General features: G+C 64.3%; 12 protein-coding genes and 3 rRNA genes. 12 read left to right on the forward strand and 3 right to left on the reverse strand.

Translation table 11 applies throughout. The annotated features are described in order from the left end of the window. Positions 1 to 41: 41 nt before the first annotated feature. Entirely contained in the window at positions 42 to 1592 is a 1551-nt protein-coding gene (locus ACOCEP_RS17370; RefSeq protein WP_482338429.1) for an alpha/beta hydrolase, read from the forward strand. 21 nt (positions 1593 to 1613) lie between these two features. On the opposite strand, the gene ACOCEP_RS17375 is transcribed toward ACOCEP_RS17370, so the two are convergent. Then, the gene (locus ACOCEP_RS17375) at positions 1614 to 2282 is read right to left on the reverse strand and encodes an LppX_LprAFG lipoprotein (protein WP_482338430.1); all 669 of its coding nucleotides are present in this window, start codon (positions 2280 to 2282) and stop codon (positions 1614 to 1616) included. Positions 2283 to 2371: 89 nt separating this feature from the next. Here ACOCEP_RS17375 and ACOCEP_RS17380 point away from each other — a divergent pair, with 89 nt between their 5' ends. From ACOCEP_RS17380 to rrf, 6 genes are all read left to right on the forward strand, one after another. Next, positions 2372 to 3637, forward strand: a complete 1266-nt coding sequence (locus ACOCEP_RS17380) for an MFS transporter (RefSeq protein WP_482338431.1) — start codon at positions 2372 to 2374, stop codon at positions 3635 to 3637. Between the two features lie 68 nt (positions 3638 to 3705). Further along, positions 3706 to 5049 (forward strand): type I glutamate--ammonia ligase, encoded by a 1344-nt coding sequence (gene glnA, locus ACOCEP_RS17385; protein ID WP_016331613.1) that lies wholly within the window; start codon positions 3706 to 3708, stop codon positions 5047 to 5049. Positions 5050 to 5063: 14 nt separating this feature from the next. Then, positions 5064 to 6626, forward strand: a complete 1563-nt coding sequence (locus ACOCEP_RS17390) for an amidase (protein ID WP_482338433.1) — start codon at positions 5064 to 5066, stop codon at positions 6624 to 6626. Between the two features lie 391 nt (positions 6627 to 7017). Continuing rightward, positions 7018 to 8534, forward strand: a 16S ribosomal RNA gene (locus ACOCEP_RS17395). 321 nt (positions 8535 to 8855) lie between these two features. After that, a 23S ribosomal RNA gene (locus ACOCEP_RS17400) occupies positions 8856 to 11991 on the forward strand. An 80-nt stretch (positions 11992 to 12071) separates the two neighbouring features. Further along, positions 12072 to 12188, forward strand: a 5S ribosomal RNA gene (gene rrf / locus ACOCEP_RS17405). Together the 16S, 23S and 5S rRNA genes form the textbook arrangement of a ribosomal RNA operon. A 125-nt stretch (positions 12189 to 12313) precedes the next feature. Here the strand turns inward: rrf and ACOCEP_RS17410 are convergent. Then, positions 12314 to 12760: an Lrp/AsnC family transcriptional regulator gene (locus ACOCEP_RS17410; protein ID WP_482338434.1), complete on the reverse strand. Its 447-nt coding sequence runs from the start codon at positions 12758 to 12760 to the stop codon at positions 12314 to 12316. Between the two features lie 107 nt (positions 12761 to 12867). On the opposite strand from ACOCEP_RS17410, the gene ACOCEP_RS17415 reads away from it, so the two are divergent. The 5 genes from ACOCEP_RS17415 (at position 12868) to ACOCEP_RS17435 (ending at position 19028) form a co-directional block, all read left to right on the forward strand. Beyond that, positions 12868 to 13320: a rhodanese-like domain-containing protein gene (locus ACOCEP_RS17415; protein WP_482338436.1), complete on the forward strand. Its 453-nt coding sequence runs from the start codon at positions 12868 to 12870 to the stop codon at positions 13318 to 13320. 85 nt (positions 13321 to 13405) lie between these two features. Further along, positions 13406 to 14161 carry a type 1 glutamine amidotransferase gene (locus ACOCEP_RS17420; RefSeq protein ID WP_482338437.1) on the forward strand — a complete coding sequence of 252 codons (756 nt, stop codon included), beginning with the start codon at positions 13406 to 13408 and terminating at the stop codon, positions 14159 to 14161. Between the two features lie 93 nt (positions 14162 to 14254). After that, positions 14255 to 15385 carry an inorganic phosphate transporter gene (locus ACOCEP_RS17425; RefSeq protein WP_482338439.1) on the forward strand — a complete coding sequence of 377 codons (1131 nt, stop codon included), beginning with the start codon at positions 14255 to 14257 and terminating at the stop codon, positions 15383 to 15385. Positions 15386 to 15491: 106 nt separating this feature from the next. Further along, positions 15492 to 18464 (forward strand): bifunctional [glutamine synthetase] adenylyltransferase/[glutamine synthetase]-adenylyl-L-tyrosine phosphorylase, encoded by a 2973-nt coding sequence (locus ACOCEP_RS17430; RefSeq protein ID WP_482338441.1) that lies wholly within the window; start codon positions 15492 to 15494, stop codon positions 18462 to 18464. A gap of 129 nt (positions 18465 to 18593) precedes the next feature. Further along, complete coding sequence (locus tag ACOCEP_RS17435) at positions 18594 to 19028, forward strand: acyl-CoA thioesterase (RefSeq protein ID WP_482339750.1); 435 nt, start codon at positions 18594 to 18596, stop codon at positions 19026 to 19028. A gap of 90 nt (positions 19029 to 19118) precedes the next feature. Here the strand turns inward: ACOCEP_RS17435 and glnA (ACOCEP_RS17440) are convergent, their stop codons facing one another. Further along, entirely contained in the window at positions 19119 to 20543 is a 1425-nt protein-coding gene (gene glnA, locus ACOCEP_RS17440) for a type I glutamate--ammonia ligase (protein WP_005167524.1), read from the reverse strand. Between the last annotated feature and the right edge of the window lie 144 nt (positions 20544 to 20687).

The raw sequence follows: 20687 nt of genomic DNA on the forward strand, positions 1-20687 counted from the left end.
CGAAGGCCCCTGGGCGGCCGGGACGCTGCGAAGATCGCGAGATGAGCCTTCGCCGCGTCCCGGCCGTGCTCGTTGCCGCCGTGCTCGTCGCTTCGTGCACGACGCAGCGGCCGCAGCCCGCGCCACCGGTGACGCCGACCACCACGGCGTCACCCACACCGGACCCGAAGGCACTCGAAAAGTTCACCGCGCAGAAGCTGGCGTGGGGTGCGTGCGCGAGCCACGAGGACAAGGCGTTCGACTGCGCGAAGCTCACCGTGCCGCTCGACTACTTGAAGCCGGACGGCGAGACGATCTCAATCGGCGTCCTCCGGCACAAGACGAAGAACACCGGCAAGCGGATCGGCTCCCTCGTGCTCAACCCCGGCGGCCCCGGTGGTTCAGGCGTGTCGGCCGCGGCGCGGATCGCGAAATCCCGCCCCGCTGCGGCGCTGGCCGAGCGCTTCGACATCGTCGGATTCGATCCGCGGGGAGTGGGGGCCAGCGAGCCGAAACTCGTCTGCCTCACCGACGCCGAACGCGACGCGGACCGCGCGGAGGATTCGGAAAGCGACTCGACACCTGGCGGGATCGCGAAGCAACTCGCCGACGCCAAGGCGTACGCGGCGAAGTGCGCCGAGCGCACGAAGCACGGTAGAGAGTTGCTCGCCAACATCGGGACCAGGGACGTCGTCCGCGATCTCGACGTCCTGCGATCGGCCCTCGGCGACGAGAAACTCACCTACCTGGGCTTTTCGTACGGGACGCAGATCGGGACCGCCTATGCCGAGGCCTACCCGGACAAGGTGCGGGCGTTGCTCCTCGACGGCGCGGTCGATCCCCAACTCGACACCGCCGAATCGCTGGTCACACAGATGGCCGGCTTCCAGAACACGTTCGCCGAATTCGGCAAGTGGTGCGCCGCTCGCGCGGAGTGCGCGCTCGGCCGGGACGCGGGCGCGGTGACGAAGGCGTTCCAGGACCTGGTCCGGCCGCTGATCACCGAGCCGGTGCCCGCCGGGACCCGCAAGCTCTCGTTCGAGGACGCCATCACCGGGACCAGCGCCGCGCTGTACTCGCAGGACGCGTGGAAGTTCCTCAACGACGGGCTCGCCGAGCTGAAACGGGGGAGCGGCAAGACCCTGGTCGCGCTCGCGGACAACTACTACGGCCGCGAGACGGACGGCCGGTACACCGGCATCCTCGACGTGTACTTCGCGGTCCGCTGCGTCGACAGCGCACGGATCGCCGACAGGCGGGTCATCGAAGGCGCCCACCAGCGGATGCTCCGGGGCGCGCCGTTCCTCGCCGGCGGTACCCCGGACATGAGCGAGCTCGACATCTGCTCGGTGTGGCCCGTGCCCGCCACCTCGGAGGTGCACAAACCGGACATCGCCGGCCTGCCGAAGCCCCTGATCATCTCGACCACCGACGACCCCGCGACCCCGTACGCGTCCGGCGTGAACCTCGCGCGGGACCTCAAGGGAGCTTTGCTCACGTTCGAGGGGGCGCAGCACACCGTCTTCCTCGACGGCAACGAGTGCGTCGACAGAGCCGGGATCGCGTACCTGATCGACGGCGCTCTACCTGCTCCGGACACCCGCTGCTCCTAGCGGGGGAGCAAGGGACCTTTGCTACCGCTCGGCCCCGACGACCACCGCGTTGTGCCTGGTCAACGCCAGCTCCAGCATCACCGCGAACTCCTCTGGCCTCGTCGGCGGCACCTGCAGCCACACCCGCACCAGCCGCCGCGGCTCGTCCCGCGAAATCCACAGCTTCACGAACACGTCCGACCTGATCTCCGGCACGATCCCGCCGATCACCGCGGCCGGCACCTTCGCGGCGATCCGGAACGACTCGGTGTCCTGCACCCGCTCCCACCGCTCGCCCCGCAAGTCGGTCGCCCCGGTCAGCAGCCGTCGAAGCCCGCCTTCGGGCCCGAGCATCGCTTCAGGCGTGTACGGCGCTGAAGCCGGCAACACCTGCTTCCCGTCAGGCCCGCTGAGCGTGACCTCCGAGCCCGACAGCCGGTACTCGACCTTCCTCCGCCCGGAGTCGTCCTGCAGGTCGGCTTTACCGACAGCGCCACCCTCGATACTGACCTCGCCGTCGAGTCCGCGCACCGGCAACCCGGTGACGACACCGTTCACCCCGAGCGTGAACCGCACGCTGCGCAACGAGACGAGGGAGTCGGCCGCCGCGCTCACGTAGTCCTGGGCGGGCGGCAGCGGGGGAGACCCCGCGCAGCCGCCGATGAGCCCGACCATGAGCAGCAGCGCCGGCACGAGGTGACGGCAGCGCATGGCCCGAGCCTATGGCCATGGCCCGAATCTTTCGCACAGTGTCCTTCCGGCCGCTTTCGCCGGGCGCCGCCGCCCATGACGCTGTACCCGTGCAATCCGAGACCCGTCTCCACCGCGCGTGGTTCGTCGCCGCCGCCGCGTTCATCGCCCTGCTCGCCGCTGCAGGTTTCCGCGCGGCCCCCGGCGTGCTCATCGACCCGCTTCACAACGAGTTCGGCTGGTCGCGCGCGACGATCGCTTCGGCCGTCTCCGTGAACCTCGTCCTCTACGGCCTCTTCTCGCCCTTCGCCGCGGCTCTCATGGAGCGCTTCGGCATGCGACGCGTCGCCTCGACGGCGTTGTTCGTCGTCGCGATCGGCGCGGGCGGCACGGTGTTCATGAACGCGAGCTGGCAGCTCATCCTCTGCTGGGGCGTGTTGGTCGGCGTCGGCACCGGCTCGATGGCGATGAGTTTCGCCGCCACGGTCGCCGCCCGCTGGTTCGTCCGCAGCCGCGGCGTCGTCACCGGCGTCCTCACCGCGGCGGGCGCCACCGGCCAGCTGATCTTCCTGCCGATCGTGGCGAACCTCGCCGTCGACGAGGGCTGGCGGACGGCGTCGCTCGTCATCGCCATCGCCGCGCTGGCCGTCGTCCCCGTCGTCCTCCTGGTGGTCCGCGATCACCCGTCCGACGTCGGAACGACCGCCTACGGAGCGGAGCCAGGCGAAGTCGCTCCCGTCGCCCGCACGGGTGGTTCCGCCCGCCGCGCGCTGTCGGTACTCGGCTCGGCTGCGCGCACGAGGACGTTCTGGCTGCTCGCCGTCGGCTTCGCGATCTGCGGTGCCACGACGAACGGCCTGGTCAGCACCCACTTCGTGCCCGCGGCGCACGACCACGGCATGCCGCAGACGACCGCCGCCGGCCTACTCGCCCTCGTCGGGATCTTCGACGTGGTCGGCACGATCGCCTCTGGCTGGCTTACCGACCGCGTAGATCCGAGGATCCTCCTCGGCGTCTATTACGCCCTTCGCGGTGTTTCGCTCGCTCTGCTCCCGCAACTTCTGAGCGGAACGGTGGAACCGAGCATGTGGGCGTTCATCGTCTTCTACGGCCTCGACTGGGTGGCGACGGTGCCGCCCACCGTCGCGCTCTGCGTCCGGCAATACGGTGCGGCCGGGCCGATCGTCTTCGGCTGGGTCTTCGCCAGCCACCAGCTCGGCGCCGGTCTCGCGGCCTTCGGTGCGGGCGCGATCCGCGATTCCTCGGGCAGCTACGCGCTCGCTTGGTACATCGCGGCGAGCCTCGCGGTGATCGCTTCGGTCGCTTCTCTGGCGATCAAGAAGGCGACCAAACCCGAACCGGTTCTCGTGGGGTGATCCACCACTTCCGGCGGATCGGCGCGTCGCGAAACATGTCGTTAACACGTTCTCGTTAGGGTGCGGCCATGGATCGCCAGCAGGAGTTCGTGCTCCGTACCTTGGAAGAGCGCGACATCCGTTTCGTCAGGCTCTGGTTCACGGATGTGCTGGGGTTTCTCAAGTCCGTCGCGGTGGCGCCGGCCGAGCTCGAAGGCGCCTTCAGCGAAGGCATCGGCTTCGACGGATCAGCCATCGAAGGGTTCGCGCGCGTCTACGAGTCGGACATGGTCGCGAAGCCCGACCCCGCCACGTTCCAGGTCCTTCCCTGGGAGACCCCGGACGGCGGCCCGTACTCGGCGCGCATGTTCTGCGACATCGCGATGCCGGACGGCTCCCCGTCCTGGGCGGATCCCCGGCACGTCCTGCGCAGGCAGCTCTCGAAGGCGGGCGAAGCGGGCTTCACCTGCTACGTCCACCCCGAAATCGAGTTCTTCCTGCTCTCGAACCTGCCGGACGACGGCAGCGAGCCCGAGCCCGCGGACAACGGCGGCTACTTCGACCAGGCCAGCCACGCGACCGCGACGCACTTCCGCCGCCACGCCATCGAGACACTCGAGGCGATGGGGATCTCGGTCGAGTTCAGCCACCACGAGGGCGCGCCCGGGCAGCAGGAGATCGACCTCCGGTACGCCGACGCGCTGACCATGGCGGACAACGTGATGACCTTCCGCTACGTGGTCAAGGAGGTCGCACTCACCCAGGGCGTCCGCGCGACCTTCATGCCGAAACCCTTCACCGACCAGCCGGGTTCCGGCATGCACACCCACGTGAGCCTGTTCGAGGGCGATCGCAACGCCTTCTACGACGCGGAAGACCCGTACGAGTTGTCCGCGACGGGCAAGGCCTTCGTGGCGGGGCTCTTGCACCACGCGAAGGAGATCTCGGCGGTCACCAACCAGTGGGTGAACTCCTACAAGCGGCTGATCAGCGGCAGCGAGGCCCCGACCACCGTTTCGTGGGGCCGCGCCAACCGCTCCGCGCTGGTCAGGGTGCCGATGTACTCGCCGGGCAAAGCGTCGTCACGCCGCGTGGAGATCCGCACGCTCGACTCCGCGTGCAACCCCTATCTGGCGTACTCGGTCATCCTGGCCGCCGGTCTCAAGGGCATCGAGAAGGGCTACGAGCTCCCGCCACCCGCCGAGGACAACATCTGGCAGCTGTCGGACGCTGAGCGCCGCGCGGCCGGGTATGCCCAGCTCCCGCAGAACCTCGGGGAGGCGCTGGCGGAAATGGAAAAATCGGAACTTCTGCCCGAAGCGCTCGGAGAGCACGTTTACGACTTCTTCCTTCGCAACAAACGTGTTGAATGGGATAACTACCGCAGCGCGGTGACCCCGTACGAGCTGCGGACCCTGCTTCCGGTTCTCTAGACGAAGGAGACCTGATGGTGCGGCGACCGGTGTTCCGAGTTCTGACGACATTGGTCGCCGCGACCATCGCGGCAAGTGCCGCACCAGCGGCATCGGCCGCAGGAAAACCACTCGATCTCGACGCCGCCGACATCCCCGCGCTCCAGGCCCGGATGTCCTCCGGACGGCTGACTGCCGTCGGCCTGACCTCGGCTTATCTCGACCGCATCCACAAGGTCGACCGGAAGGTGAACGCGGTCATCGCGGTCAATCCGGCCGCGATCGCGCAAGCCGCGGAGAGCGACGTCCGGCGCCGCGCCGGCAAGACCCGCGGACCACTGGACGGCATCCCGGTCCTGGTGAAGGACAACGTCGACACCCGGTCCCAGCAGACGACGGCCGGGTCGCGCGCCCTCCGCAGCAAGCCCGCGAAGGACGCGACCCTGATCCGCCGTCTGCGTGACGCGGGCGCGGTCGTTCTCGGCAAGGCGAACCTGTCCGAGTGGGCGAACTTCCGCGCCGCCAAACCCACTTCCGGGTGGTCGGGCGTCGGCGGGCAGACGAACAACCCGTACGTGCTCGACCGCAACCCGTGTGGGTCGTCCGCCGGATCCGCCGCGGGTGTGGCCGCGTCACTCGCCCAGGTGGCGATCGGTAGTGAGACCGACGGCTCGATCGTCTGCCCGGCCGGGATGACCGCGACCGTGGGGCACAAACCGAGCCTCGGCCTGGTGAGCCGCACCGGCGTGGTGCCGATCTCGGCCGAACAGGACACCGCCGGCCCGATGGCCAGGCACGTCGTCGACGTCGCGCTGACCCTGTCCGCGCTCCAAGGCCGCGACCCGAGCGACCCCGTCACCGGCACCTACCCGCCGAACCAGACGACCGACTACGCCGCGCACCTGCGGCCCGGCGTGCTGAAGGGCTCCCGGATCGGGCTCTGGCGCCTGCCGGTCCTCGGCCCGGACGTCGAAGCGGTGATGACGAAGACCAAGAATTCGCTGGTCAAGGCAGGCGCTGAGGTCGTCGAGGTGACGCCGCCGTACCAGGCCAGGCTCGGCGAACTGGAGTTTCCGGCCCTGCTCACCGAGTTCCACCGCGACATCGATCGCTACCTGGCCACGCGCCCCGAAGGCCCACGCGACCTCGCCGCGCTGATCGCCTACAACCGGTCTGACCCGCTGGAGCAGACGTGCTTCGCCGGACAGGAACTCTTCGAACAGGCACTCGTCGCGCCCAGCCCGTCCGACCCCGCCTACCAGGCCAACCGCCGCGAGCTCACCGATCTGGCGAAACGCTCGATCGACGAGACGCTCGCGAAGTACCGCCTCGACGCGATCGCCGCGCCCACGAACCCGCCCGCCTGGAAGACCGACTGCAAGACCGGCGACAACGACGTGATCCCGTCGTCGACGCCGGCCGCAGTCTCGGGCTACCCCGCGGTGACCGTGCCCGCCGGCTTCGTCGGCGAGCTCCCGGTCGGAGTTTCGTTCATGGCGGGGCAGTGGGCGGACGCCCGAGTGCTCGCCTACGCGGCCGACTTCGAACGCGTCGTCCCCGCCCGCAAACCGCCTCGCTACCTGAAGACCGTCGGATGACGGCGGTGCATACCGGCTGACCTGCGGCGATGTCGTTAAGTGACCCCCCTGTTTTCAGGGGGTTCCGGGGCATGTAATCTTCTCTTCGTCGCCAGGAACACCGGGCCGCCGGGGCCGAAAGCCCCGAGGCAAGGAACCAGGGCCGAGCGGGTTGACACCGCGAACCGGACCAGGTAATGTTCAGCGTCGGCCCACGAGCGGCCGCCGACCCCCTACGACTAACAACGTAGGATTCGGCATGCTCGACCAAAAGCTTGTGAATGTCGCTTGAAGCAAAGCGTGTTGCTTGAGAACTCAACAGTGTGCTAGTGAACTAAGCCAGTAGAGCTTATATTTGAACCTCGTTTGAGGTTCCTTTGAGAGCATTTATTTGCCTCGATCAAATTTGACATTGTTGGAGAGTTTGATCCTGGCTCAGGACGAACGCTGGCGGCGTGCTTAACACATGCAAGTCGAACGATGAAGCCTTTCGGGGTGGATTAGTGGCGAACGGGTGAGTAACACGTGGGCAATCTGCCCTGTACTTTGGGATAAGCCTGGGAAACTGGGTCTAATACCGGATATGACAGGTTCTCGCATGGGAACTTGTGGAAAGCTCCGGCGGTACGGGATGAGCCCGCGGCCTATCAGCTTGTTGGTGGGGTAATGGCCTACCAAGGCGACGACGGGTAGCCGGCCTGAGAGGGTGACCGGCCACACTGGGACTGAGACACGGCCCAGACTCCTACGGGAGGCAGCAGTGGGGAATATTGCACAATGGGCGCAAGCCTGATGCAGCGACGCCGCGTGAGGGATGACGGCCTTCGGGTTGTAAACCTCTTTCGCCAGGGACGAAGCGTAAGTGACGGTACCTGGATAAGAAGCACCGGCTAACTACGTGCCAGCAGCCGCGGTAATACGTAGGGTGCGAGCGTTGTCCGGAATTATTGGGCGTAAAGAGCTCGTAGGCGGTTTGTCGCGTCGTTCGTGAAAACTCCACGCTTAACGTGGAGCGTGCGGGCGATACGGGCAGACTTGAGTTCGGTAGGGGAGACTGGAATTCCTGGTGTAGCGGTGAAATGCGCAGATATCAGGAGGAACACCGGTGGCGAAGGCGGGTCTCTGGGCCGATACTGACGCTGAGGAGCGAAAGCGTGGGGAGCGAACAGGATTAGATACCCTGGTAGTCCACGCTGTAAACGTTGGGCGCTAGGTGTGGGCGACATCCACGTTGTCCGTGCCGTAGCTAACGCATTAAGCGCCCCGCCTGGGGAGTACGGCCGCAAGGCTAAAACTCAAAGGAATTGACGGGGGCCCGCACAAGCGGCGGAGCATGTGGATTAATTCGATGCAACGCGAAGAACCTTACCTGGGCTTGACATGCGCCAGACATCCCTAGAGATAGGGCTTCCCTTGTGGTTGGTGTACAGGTGGTGCATGGCTGTCGTCAGCTCGTGTCGTGAGATGTTGGGTTAAGTCCCGCAACGAGCGCAACCCTTATCCTACGTTGCCAGCGCGTCATGGCGGGGACTCGTGGGAGACTGCCGGGGTCAACTCGGAGGAAGGTGGGGATGACGTCAAGTCATCATGCCCCTTATGTCCAGGGCTTCACACATGCTACAATGGCTGGTACAGAGGGCTGCGATACCGCGAGGTGGAGCGAATCCCTTAAAGCCGGTCTCAGTTCGGATCGCAGTCTGCAACTCGACTGCGTGAAGTCGGAGTCGCTAGTAATCGCAGATCAGCAACGCTGCGGTGAATACGTTCCCGGGCCTTGTACACACCGCCCGTCACGTCATGAAAGTCGGTAACACCCGAAGCCCATGGCCCAACCCGCAAGGGGGGGAGTGGTCGAAGGTGGGACTGGCGATTGGGACGAAGTCGTAACAAGGTAGCCGTACCGGAAGGTGCGGCTGGATCACCTCCTTTCTAAGGAGCAACACATCCACAGTCCTCGGGATACCCGAGACCAGCGCTGTGGAGTGGCCAGGGTTTCACCACCGAATGTGTGGTGGCGCTGGTTGCTCAAGGAATTGTGGAACTACTGGTTAGGGTTCGCGACCGGGTTGCCGGCGAGGGCGAGTACTGCTCCGCAAGGAGCGTGGAAAGTGTTGCGCTGGGTCTGGTCGAGAATTGTTCACAAGCACGCTGTTGGGTCCTGAGGCAACACGCCGAGGGGCTTATGCCTCTAGGGACGTTTGTTTCTGGTGTGGTGTTTGAGAACTGTAGAGTGGATGCGAGCATCTTTGTGGTCAAGTTGTTAAGGGCACATGGTGGATGTCTTGGCTTCAGGAGCCGATGAAGGACGTGGGAGGCTGCGATATGCCTCGGGGAGCTGTCAACCGAGCTGTGATCCGAGGATTTCCGAATGGGGAAACCCAGCACCAGTTATGTGGTGTTACCCGCATCTGAATATATAGGGTGTGTGGAGGGAACGCGGGGAAGTGAAACATCTCAGTACCCGTAGGAAGAGAAAACAACCGTGATTCCGTGAGTAGTGGCGAGCGAAAGCGGAAGAGGCTAAACCTTGCACATGTCAAGCTGTCAGGCGTTGTGTGTGTGGTGTTGTGGGACCCAGCGTCGAGGATCTGACAGTCCTCGGAACGATTACGCGTGTTAGTGGAACGCCTTGGGATGGGCGACCGGAGTGGGTGAGAGTCCCGTACGCGAAAACACGTTGTGGATTGTTTGTTTGGTGTTCCCGAGTAGCAGCGAGCTCGTGGAATTTGCTGTGAATCTGCCGGGACCACCCGGTAAGCCTAAATACTTCCTGAAGACCGATAGCGGACTAGTACCGTGAGGGAAAGATGAAAAGTACCCCGGGAGGGGAGTGAAAGAGTACCTGAAACCGTGTGCCTACAAGCCGTCAGAGCCCGAGCACATCTTTGTGATGTTGAGGTGATGGCGTGCCTTTTGAAGAATGAGCCTGCGAGTTAGTGCTGCGTGGCGAGGTTAACCCGTGTGGGGTAGCCGTAGCGAAAGCGAGTCTGAATAGGGCGATTGAGTCGCGTGGTCTAGACCCGAAGCGGAGTGATCTACCCATGGCCAGGCTGAAGCGTCGGTAAGACGACGTGGAGGGCCGAACCCACTTAGGTTGAAAACTGAGGGGATGAGCTGTGGGTAGGGGTGAAAGGCCAATCAAACTCCGTGATAGCTGGTTCTCCCCGAAATGCATTTAGGTGCAGCGTCACATGTTTCTCCACGGGGGTAGAGCTACTGGATGGTCTAGGGGCCTTACCGGGTTACCGAAATCAACCAAACTCCGAATACCGTGGTGTGAGAGTGTGGCAGTGAGACGGCGGGGGATAAGCTTCGTCGTCGAGAGGGAAACAGCCCAGAACACCAGCTAAGGCCCCTAAGTGTGTGCTCAGTGGGAAAGGATGTGGGATTGCCCAGACAACCAGGAGGTTGGCTTAGAAGCAGCCACCCTTGAAAGAGTGCGTAATAGCTCACTGGTCAAGTGGTCCTGCGCCGACAATGTAGCGGGGCTTAAGCACACCGCCGAAGCTGTGTCATTCACACATATAGATCGGCGTCTCTCTTGCAGGGACGTCTAGTCGTGTGGATGGGTAGGGGAGCGTCCTGCATCCAGGGAAGCGGCGGCGGAAGCCAGTCGTGGAGGGTGTGGGAGTGAGAATGCAGGCATGAGTAGCGAATGCAGAGTGAGAAACTCTGCCGCCGGATGACCAAGGGTTCCTGGGCCAGGCTAATCCGCCCAGGGTAAGTCGGGACCTAAGGCGAGGCCGACAGGCGTAGTCGATGGATAACGGGTTGATATTCCCGTACCCGAGCACGTGCGCCCAGGATGAGGCGGTTGATACTAACCACCCAAAGCCAGTTACCGAAGTCTTCGGATGGAGGTTTCTGTGTGGAGCGTGGGATCTGATTCCGTAGTAGTCGAGTGATGGGGTGACGCAGGAAGGTAGCTCCGCCAGTGAGTGGTAGTACTGGTGTAAGCGTGTAGACCGGAGTGTAGGCAAATCCGCACTCCATATAGGTTGAGACGTGATGCGTAGCCGATTGAGGTGAAGTAGAGTGATCCTATGCTGCCGAGAAAAGCCTCTAGCGAGTGCGTGCACGGCCCGTACCCCAAACCAACACAGGTGGTCAGGTAGAGAATACTAAGGCGATCGGGTGAACTGTGGTTAAGGAACTCGGCAAAATGCCCCCGTAACTTCGGGAGAAGGGGGGCCAAACACTCTGAAGTCCCTTGCGGACTAGGGGTGGGTGGCCGCAGAGACCAGCGGAAAGCGACTGTTTACTAAAAACACAGGTCCATGCGAAGTCGCAAGACGATGTATATGGACTGACGCCTGCCCGGTGCTGGAACGTTAAGAGGACCGGTTAACCCTTCGGGGTGAAGCTGAGAATTTAAGCGCCAGTAAACGGCGGTGGTAACTATAACCATCCTAAGGTAGCGAAATTCCTTGTCGGGTAAGTTCCGACCTGCACGAATGGCGTAACGACTTTCCGGCTGTCTCAACCACAGGCCCGGCGAAATTGCACTACGAGTAAAGATGCTCGTTACGCGCGGCAGGACGGAAAGACCCCGGGACCTTTACTATAGTTTGGTATTGGTTTTCGGTTCGGCTTGTGTAGGATAGGTGGGAGACTGTGAAGCTGGCACGCTAGTGTTGGTGGAGTCGTTGTTGAAATACCACTCTGGTCGGATTGGGAATCTGAACCTCGGACCATGATCTGGTTCAGGGACAGTGCCTGATGGGTAGTTTAACTGGGGCGGTTGCCTCCTAAAGAGTAACGGAGGCGCCCAAAGGTTCCCTCAGCCTGGTTGGCAATCAGGTGTTGAGTGCAAGTGCACAAGGGAGCTTGACTGTGAGACAGACATGTCGAGCAGGGACGAAAGTCGGGACTAGTGATCCGGCACCACCTGGTGGAAGGGGTGTCGCTCAACGGATAAAAGGTACCCCGGGGATAACAGGCTGATCTTGCCCAAGAGTCCATATCGACGGCATGGTTTGGCACCTCGATGTCGGCTCGTCGCATCCTGGGGCCGGAGTAGGTCCCAAGGGTTGGGCTGTTCGCCCATTAAAGCGGCACGCGAGCTGGGTTTAGAACGTCGTGAGACAGTTCGGTCCCTATCCGCCGCGCGCGTAGGATACTTGAGGAAGGCTGTCCCTAGTACGAGAGGACCGGGACGGACGAACCTCTGGTATGCCAGTTGTCACGCCAGTGGCATGGCTGGTTGGCCACGTTCGGAAGGGATAACCGCTGAAGGCATCTAAGCGGGAAGCCTGTTCCAAGATGAGGTATCCCACCCCTTGTGGGTTAAGGCCCCCAACAGACCATTGGGTTGATAGGCCAGAAATGGAAGCACAGTAATGTGTTGTCGAGTTGACTGGTACTAATAGGCCGAGGACTTGCCCACGAAGATGTTACGCATCCACTCTACAGCTCTGAAACACCACACCACCATCACCGATGGTGGTGGGTAGTGTTTCATAGTGTTTCGGTGGTTATAGCGTCAGGGAAACGCCCGGTCCCATTCCGAACCCGGAAGCTAAGCCTGACAGCGCCGATGGTACTGCAACCGAAGGGTTGTGGGAGAGTAGGACACCGCCGGACTAACATTAGAAAAAAGAGAAGGGCCCAGATCGGTCGAGAACCACGAGTTCTCCCGATCTGGGCCCTTTTCTCATACCCACACCCCACCAAGTGATAGCAAAGGTCCCTTGCTCCCGCGGCGTCGCTCAGCAGTTCTGCCGGCCAACCGCGCGCCGACGTACAGGCGATGAGAAGACCAGCGAAGTCGTCGTCTCCCCATAGCGCTGCATCCGCTCTACGAGTTCCTCTAACTCTGCCGTGCTCCGGCAGGCGACGCGCACCAGCCAGCACTCGTCACCCGTGACGTGGTCGGCCTCGAGGATCTGGGGAAGCGCGAGGATGGTCTCGCGGAAGCGGGCCGTGTCCAAGCTGCGCACTTTCGCCCGAACCATCGCCTCGATCGGTAACCCGAGCTTCGCCAGGTCGACGTTGGCCGAGTATCCGGTGATGATCCCCTTCTCCTCCAGTCGACGAACCCGCTCGGTCACAGCGGGCGCGGACAGCGACACGCGCCGGCCAAGCTCAGAGAAAGTCAGCCGGCCGTCGGACTGGAGCAGTTCGAGCAGTTGCCAGTCGAGATCGTCGAGGTTCACAGAACTCCAGGTTGATCGTCGCGCCCACCAGGAATCTCCAGGCTAGCCGCCGACAAGACCTGGATTGTCCGATGTCGCGGATGATCGCCGGCCAGGAGGATTGAGGCATGACGACCGAACCCCGCGTACTCATGTTTCCGGCCTTGGAAAGCGCGGCCGCGGCCGCCCACCTGCGCGCCGAGCTCGCCCTCGAAGTCGACCCGGATGACCTGGTCCGAGACCTCACCGGTGGTTCCCCGCAGGGGTACACCGTCGTCGAAACCCGGGCCCCTGAAGCTTTCGCGTCGGCTCGCATCCCGGGCGCGATCAACCTCCCGTATCGGGCGATGACCGCTGAGTCGGTCAGTGGCCTGGACCGCGAACTCGTCTACGTCTGCTACTGCGAGAGCATCCACTGCAACGCCGCGACCAAGGGAGCGCTGAAGCTCGCGGAGCTCGGCTTCAAGGTTAAGCGCCTCTCCGGTGGCATCACTGCCTGGCAAGCGGCCGGCTATCCCGTCGAGCGGGACTCCTCGGTACCCGCTATCACCTCGACGCCCACCCCCCGCTGCGCCTGCTGACCAGAGCAGCAGGGGACCTTTGCTACCGCCGCCCCGAGCGGTAGCAAAGGTCCCCCGCTCTCCCGGCGGTCGTAGGCTGGGGGATGTGACCGCTCTCAAGTTGCTCGTCATCCAGCCGGATGCGTCAGACCCGATCGGCCCCCTCGGTGACTGGCTCACCGAGGCCGGCGCCGAACTCGACATCCGGCTGCTGCCCGATCAGACGCTCCCCGTCGATCTCGACGGGTACGCGGGCGTCGTATGCCTCGGCGGCGGGATGGGCGCCAACGATGACGGCACACATCCCTGGCTGGCGGATGTGCGGAGGCTCCTTTCAGCGGCCGCGGCTGCACACATCCCGACTCTCGCGATCTGCCTCGGCGGTCAGCTCCTGGCGGTTGCCTTGGGCGGCAGTGTCGCCACAGGTGATCAAGGGCCCGAGGTCGGCCCCGGCCTTGTGTCCAAGAAGGACGCTGCCTGGACCGACCCGCTCTTCGCGGACTTGCCACTCATGCAAGACGTCCTGCAGTTCCACAACGACGCGATCACCAGGCTGCCCGCGGGCGCCGAGCTCCTTGCTTCCTCTCCTCGGTACACCTATCAGGCTTTCCGATTCGCCCGTTGTGCCTACGGTGTCCAGTTCCACATCGAGACGACACCGGATGTGGTCCTCGACTGGGCGCGGCAGTCGCCGGAAATGGCAGAACTCACCCGGCCGGACGTACTGACCCCGGAAAACCTCGCTCGGGTGCATGCCGACATCACCGAAACCTGGCGACCGTTCGCCCATCGCTTCGTCCGTCTGGTGTCCGGTGACCTCGCTCCGGCTGCGGACCGTCAACGTACATTGCCGATGGCTTAACGACCTATGTCTCAAATACGTACGGGTTATTAACACTCAGGTCTGGCCGTCAGGTACCTTGCGAAGGGAATTTCGAAGGGTTCGGAGGTCGGGGTGGAGCCCTCAGTCTTGGTCGTGCTCGTCGTCGTCACGGCCCTAATTTTCGATTTCACGAACGGGTTCCACGACACGGCCAACTCGATGGCGACGTCGATCGCCACCGGGGCGTTGCGACCTAAAGTCGCGGTGACGATCTCGGCGGTCCTGAACCTGGTCGGAGCCTTCCTGTCGGTCGAGGTGGCCAAGACCATCTCGAATGGACTCGTCGACGACTCCAAGATCGGACCGGCGATCGTCTTCGGCGGACTGGTCGGGGCGATCGTGTGGAACCTGATCACGTGGTTCGTCGGGCTTCCGTCCAGTTCGTCCCACGCGCTGTTCGGCGGGCTGATCGGTGCCACGTGGGTATCGGCCGGAATGGACTCCGTCCATTTCGGAAAGATCGTCGAGAAGGTGCTCGTCCCAGCAGCACTTTCACCGGTCTTGGCCGGCCTCGTCGCGATGATCGTGACGTACTTCGTCTACCGGATCTTCGTCCGTCGTGGCCGCACCGCCGGCTTCCGGGTGGGCCAGATCATCTCGGCCTCGCTGGTCTCGCTCGCCCATGGCACGAACGACGCGCAGAAGACCATGGGCATCATCACGCTGACGATGATCACCGCCGGAACCCTGCCAGCCGGGGCAGGGCCGCCGCTCTGGGTGATCGTCAGCGCGGCGCTGGCGCTGGCGCTCGGAACCTACCTTGGCGGCTGGCGCATCACCTTGACGCTGGGTAAAGGCCTGACGGATATCGCAGGCCCCCAGGGCTTCGCCGCGCAGACCAGCTCGGCGGCGGTCATTCTCGCCTCGACGAATTTCGGTTTCCCGCTTTCGACGACCCACGTCTGCTCCGGTGGCATCGTCGGCTCCGGGGTTGGCAGGAACGAATCACCGGTTCGCTGGCGCACAGCCGGCCGCATGGTGGTCGCCTGGCTGTTCACTCTCCCCGCCGCCGCCATCGTCGGTGCCGGAGCCGGTCTCGTGACCTCGACGGGCACGGTGGGCACGATCGCCGTCGGTGTCGTGGGCCTCGCGATCGGTGTCGGGATCTACTTCCTTTCGCGGCGGAGCCCCGTCAATGCGGACAGCTTCGCCAGCCCCGCCCCGGCTCTCCCCGAACAGGAAGTCGGCAAGATCGCCGCTTAGAAGAGCAAGGGACCTTTGCTACCGGCCTCCGCGCGGTAGCAAAGGTCCCTTGCTCCCTTGCGCGTCCGTCTGGTCTCGGACGGAAGGGCGACTACGGTGGAAGCCGATGGTTGAGCGCGCCAGGCCGACCGCTTCCGTGGCGAGATACGGCTTCACCGACCCCCGAGCCGACGGGCAGCTGCGTGCTGCCGGTTGGTGGACCGAATCCGGCCCGGACGGCTCCGCTGCCGACGTGATGTCGGCACTTTCCCGCGCGGCGGACCCCGATCTGGCCCTGAGCGGACTGGACCGGATCAGGGAGGCCGACCCTGGGGCCTGGAATGAGCTCGACCAGGCGCTTCGCACCAACCGAACCTTCCGCGGCCGGTTGCTCGGTGTTCTGGGCACTTCGAGCGCGCTCGCGGACTTCCTGGTCGCGAACACAGACTGTTGGAAGACCCTCCAGGGCGAGAAGAACATCGCCCCGGATCAGTATGTGAACAGTCTTCTCGGCCACTTGCGACCGGACGACGAGCTGCTCACCGGGCTCGAGTCAGAGCAGGCCCTTCGCATCGGCTACCGCGAACTGCTGCTCGGAATAGCTGCGGCCGACCTCGGGCATCTCGTCGAACCCGGCCTCCGTCAACCACCCTATGCCGAGATCGGGGCCCAGCTCACGACTCTGGCCGAGGCCGCGCTGACGGTTGGCCTGCTGGTCGCTGAAGCCGAGGTTGGAGCAGCGGCCGAAGGCCACCTGTCCGTGATCGCGATGGGCAAATGTGGTGGTCGTGAGCTGAACTACGTAAGCGACGTGGATGTCATCTTCGTCGGAGATGGAGATCTTTCGGTCTCCACGAGGCTGGCCAGCACGATGATGCGTGTGGTCGGCAAGGCATGTTTCGAGGTCGACGCGGCGTTGCGGCCGGAGGGCAAGGCGGGCGCCTTGGTCCGAACCCTCGATGGCCATGCCGCCTATTACCAGAAGTGGGCCAAGACCTGGGAGTTCCAGGCATTGCTCAAAGCGCGGCCGGTCGCGGGTGATGCCGAGCTCGGGCGTCAGTACGCGGAGATGGTCGCACCCAAGGTGTGGGCTGCGGCCGATCGGGAGAATTTCGTTCCCGAAGTGCAGAAGATGCGGCGCCGTGTCGAAGGCCACGTGCCGTCCGCCTACGCCGAACGGGAGCTCAAGCTGGGACGCGGCGGCCTTCGCGATGTCGAGTTCGCCGTGCAGTTGCTGCAGCTGGTCCACGGCCGGATCGACGCTGAGCTGCGTTCCCCGTCCACGATGGACGCACTCGCTGCGCTGGGGGACGGCGGGTATGTCGGCCGGAAGGACGCTGCGGAGCTCGCATCTTCCTACGAGTTCCTCCGGACGATCGAGCACAGGCTCCAGCTTCGCCGACTAAGGCGTACGCACTTGTTCCCTGCCGCTTCGGACGTCAGCGAGTTGCGGACGATCGCGAGGGCGAGCGGTGTGCGGCCGGCCAGGGGCAGAAGCGAAGGGGACGTGCTGGTGGCGGAGTTCCGCCGCCACCTGCAGAGCATCCGGCGTCTTCACGAGAAGCTCTTCTACCGGCCCCTGCTGCAATCGGTCGCGAACGTGCCGACGGACGCACTACGGCTGACCACGAAACAGGCAGAGAGCCGTCTCGCCGCGCTTGGCTACGCCGCGCCGGACGGGGCCCTGCAACACATCAAGGCACTGACCGCGGGAATGTCCCGCCGGGCGGCCATCCAGCAAGCTCTGCTGCCGGTCTTGTTGGATCTTCTAGCCGACACCCCGGATCCCGACCGTGGACTTCTGTCCTACCGGAAGGTCTCGGAAGCGCTCGAAGCGACACCCTGGTACCTCCGGGTTCTTCGGGACGAGGGTGCCGTCGTCGAGCGACTCGCCTTCTTGCTCGGCACGTCACGTCTGGTTCCCGACCTGCTGGCCCGAGCGCCGGAAGTATTGCAGCTGCTCGGTGATCCAACGCGGCTGACCGGCCGTACTCCGGCGGAGGTGGCCACTTCGCTGCGAGCCGCCGTGCGGCGTCAGCCGGGTTTGAACGCCGCGGTCGCGGCTGCGAGATCGTTGCGCCGGCACGAGATGCTCCGGATCGCGTCGGCTGATCTGCTGGGGTTGCTCGATGTCCCAGCAGTGTGCGAAGCGCTGTCCAGTGTGTGGGTCGCCGTGCTCCAGGGTGCCTTGGCGGCTGCTTATCGCCAGCGCCAGGCCGAGCTCGGCCAAACTCCAGCGAGGATCGCCGTCATCGGCATGGGGCGGTTGGGCGGGGCAGAACTCGGCTATGGCTCTGACGCGGACGTTCTCTTCGTGTGCGAGCCCGCCGAGGGCGTGTCGGACTCCGAGGCAGCGAAGTTCGCTTCCTCCGTCGCCGAAACCGTCCGCAAGATCCTCGGTGCCCCCAGTCCTGACCCGGCACTGGTCGTCGACGCCGATCTCCGTCCGGAGGGGCGGAGCGGCCCGTTGGTGCGAACCCTCGAGTCCTACCGCAGCTACTACGGACGGTGGGCTGAGGTCTGGGAATCGCAGGCGCTGCTACGCGCTCGGTTCATCGCCGGTGACGACGACCTCGGTGCACGTTTCATCGAGATGATCGACCCCATCCGCTACCCGCGGGCGGGCCTCGACGCGGTTCGGGTGCGGGAGATCAGGCGGATCAAGGCGCGCGTGGAAACGGAACGGATGCCCAAGGGCGCCGACCCGACCCGGCACACGAAACTCGGCCGTGGCGGGCTCGCCGACGTGGAGTGGACGGTGCAGCTCATGCAGCTCCGCCACGGACACGAAGTCGAGGGGCTTCGAACCACCTCGACGATCGATGCCCTCAAGGCCGCAGCGGAGGCGGGGCTCGCCGAGCCCGCCGAGATCGAATCCCTGACCGAGGCCTGGTTGCTGGCGACGCGCGTCCGTAACGCCGGGATGCTGGTCCGCGGTAAGGCGGTCGACGAGATTCCCAGCTCCGGTCGCGACCTTGCCGCGGTCGCGCGAGTGCTCGGCTACTCGGCCGATGACGATCCAGGCGAATTCCTCGACGCCTACCGGCGGACGACGCGACGTGCCCATGCCGTCGTGGAGACCCTTTTCTACCAGGATTGACCGCTCTGAACCTGCGGTAGGGGAGCGGGGGACCTTTGCTATCGCTTGGCATGAGCGGACGAGGTGACAGCAAAGGTCCCTTGCTCACACTCTGCGTCGCGGACGGTGGCCGCCGCCTACAGTGGACCGGTGACTGTGCGCGAGCCATTTCGCACCCGGATCAAGGTGCGTCATTACGAGCTGGACACCCTCGGACACCTCAACCATGCCGTCTACCACTCGTACGGCGAGGTCTCCAGACTTGAGCTGATGGAACTCGCCGGCGGCCTCAACGCGGGTATGCGCGAGGCGAATCTTGCCTTCGTGCTGCTCGAATCCCACATCGTCTTCCGACGAGAGCTCCGCGCAGGTGATGTCGTCGACGTGACCTGCGACGCCAAATTCGGCACCGGCAAGACCTTCCACATGGACTCGAACATCTACAAGGTCGATGGCACCCTCTCGGCGGAGATCACGTGCACGCTGGGGTTGATGGATCTCGAGCGACGCAAACTGGTGGGCGACCCGCGTGGCCGGATCGAGCGAGCGGGCGTCGACCTGAAGGTTCTTTCCACTTCGGAGTAGTCGTACTTCCTGGTCCAACAAGAAACGCCGGTGGTGAGGGCGCTTCCGCACCTCACCACCGGCGTGCTCTTGGTGTTTCCTACCGCACGATCACACGTCGTAGTACAGCGAGAACTCGTACGGGTGCGGGCGCAGCCGCAGCGGGTCGATCTCGTTCTCACGCTTGTAGGAGATCCACGTGTCGATCACGTCGGGAGTGAACACGCCACCCTCGAGCAGGTAGTCGTGGTCCGCTTCCAGCGTGTCGAGAACCGCGCCGAGGTCGCCCGGAACGAGCTTGACGTTCTGAGCCTCCTCCGGCGGAAGCTCGTAGAGGTCCTTGTCGATGGGCTCCGGCGGCTCGATCTTGTTCTTGATGCCGTCGAGCCCGGCCATCATCATCGCCGAGAACGCGAGGTAGGGGTTGCCGGACGAGTCCGGGCACCGGAACTCGGCGCGCTTGGCCTTCGGGTTGTTGCCCGTGATCGGGATACGGACGCAAGCCGACCGGTTCCGCTGCGAGTACACCAGGCTGACCGGAGCTTCGAAGCCCGGCACGAGCCGGTGGTACGAGTTGACGGTCGGGTTGGTGAAGGCCAGCAGGCTCGGCGCGTGCTTGAGCAGGCCACCGATGTAGTGGCGGGCGGTGTCGGACAAACCCGCGTACCCCGACTCGTCGTGGAACAGCGGGGTGCCGTCCTTCCACAGCGACTGGTGGCAGTGCATGCCCGAGCCGTTGTCACCGGCGAGCGGCTTCGGCATGAAGGTCGCGGTCTTGCCGGCGGCGAACACGGTGTTCTTCACGATGTACTTGAACAGCTGCAGGTCGTCCGCAGCGTGCAGCAGCGTGTTGAACTTGTAGTTGATCTCGGTCTGGCCGGCGGTGCCCACCTCGTGGTGCGCGCGCTCGATTTCGAAACCGGAGCCCTGCAGGTTGCGGACGATCTCGTCGCGCAGGTCGGCGAAGTGGTCGACCGGCGGAACCGGGAAGTAGCCGCCTTTGAACTTCGTCTTGTAACCCTGGTTGCCGCCCGGCACGTCGGCACCGGTGTTCCACCAACCCTCGACAGAGTCGATCTCGTGGAACGAGGCGTGCTCGGCCGAGTCGAACCGGATCGAGTCGAAGATGTAGAACTCGGCCTCCGGGCCGAAGAACACGTTGTCGGCGACGCCGTACTCGGAGATGTACTGCTCGGCCTTGCGCGCGATGTTGCGCGGGTCGCGGCTGTACGCCTCGCGGGTGAACGGGTCGTGCACGAAGAAGTTCAGCGAGAGCGTCTTCGCCTTGCGGAACGGGTCGATACGAGCCGTCTCGGGGTCCGGGAGGAGCAGCATGTCGGATTCGTGGATCGACTGGAAACCACGCACCGAGGAGCCGTCGAAGGCGAGGCCTTCTTCGTAGGCTTCCTCGTTGAACGCCTTCGCCGGAACGGTGAAGTGCTGCATAACGCCGGGCAGGTCGCAGAACCTGACGTCGACGACCTCTACGTTCTCGTCGGCGATAAGGCGCTGAATGTCGTCTGGAGTAGTGGGCACCCTCGGTGACTCCTTCTCGTTCGTTGCCGGCGGCAGTACTCTCTTCGGCTCACGCTAAGAGCGCGGTGTTGCCCGACCGTCACCCGTATGTTTCGCCGGTGTTAACGGGGCGGCGATATCGGGTAGTCGACCAGGGCGAATGTG

The sequence above is a fragment of the Amycolatopsis sp. CA-211722 genome (assembly GCF_056828465.1).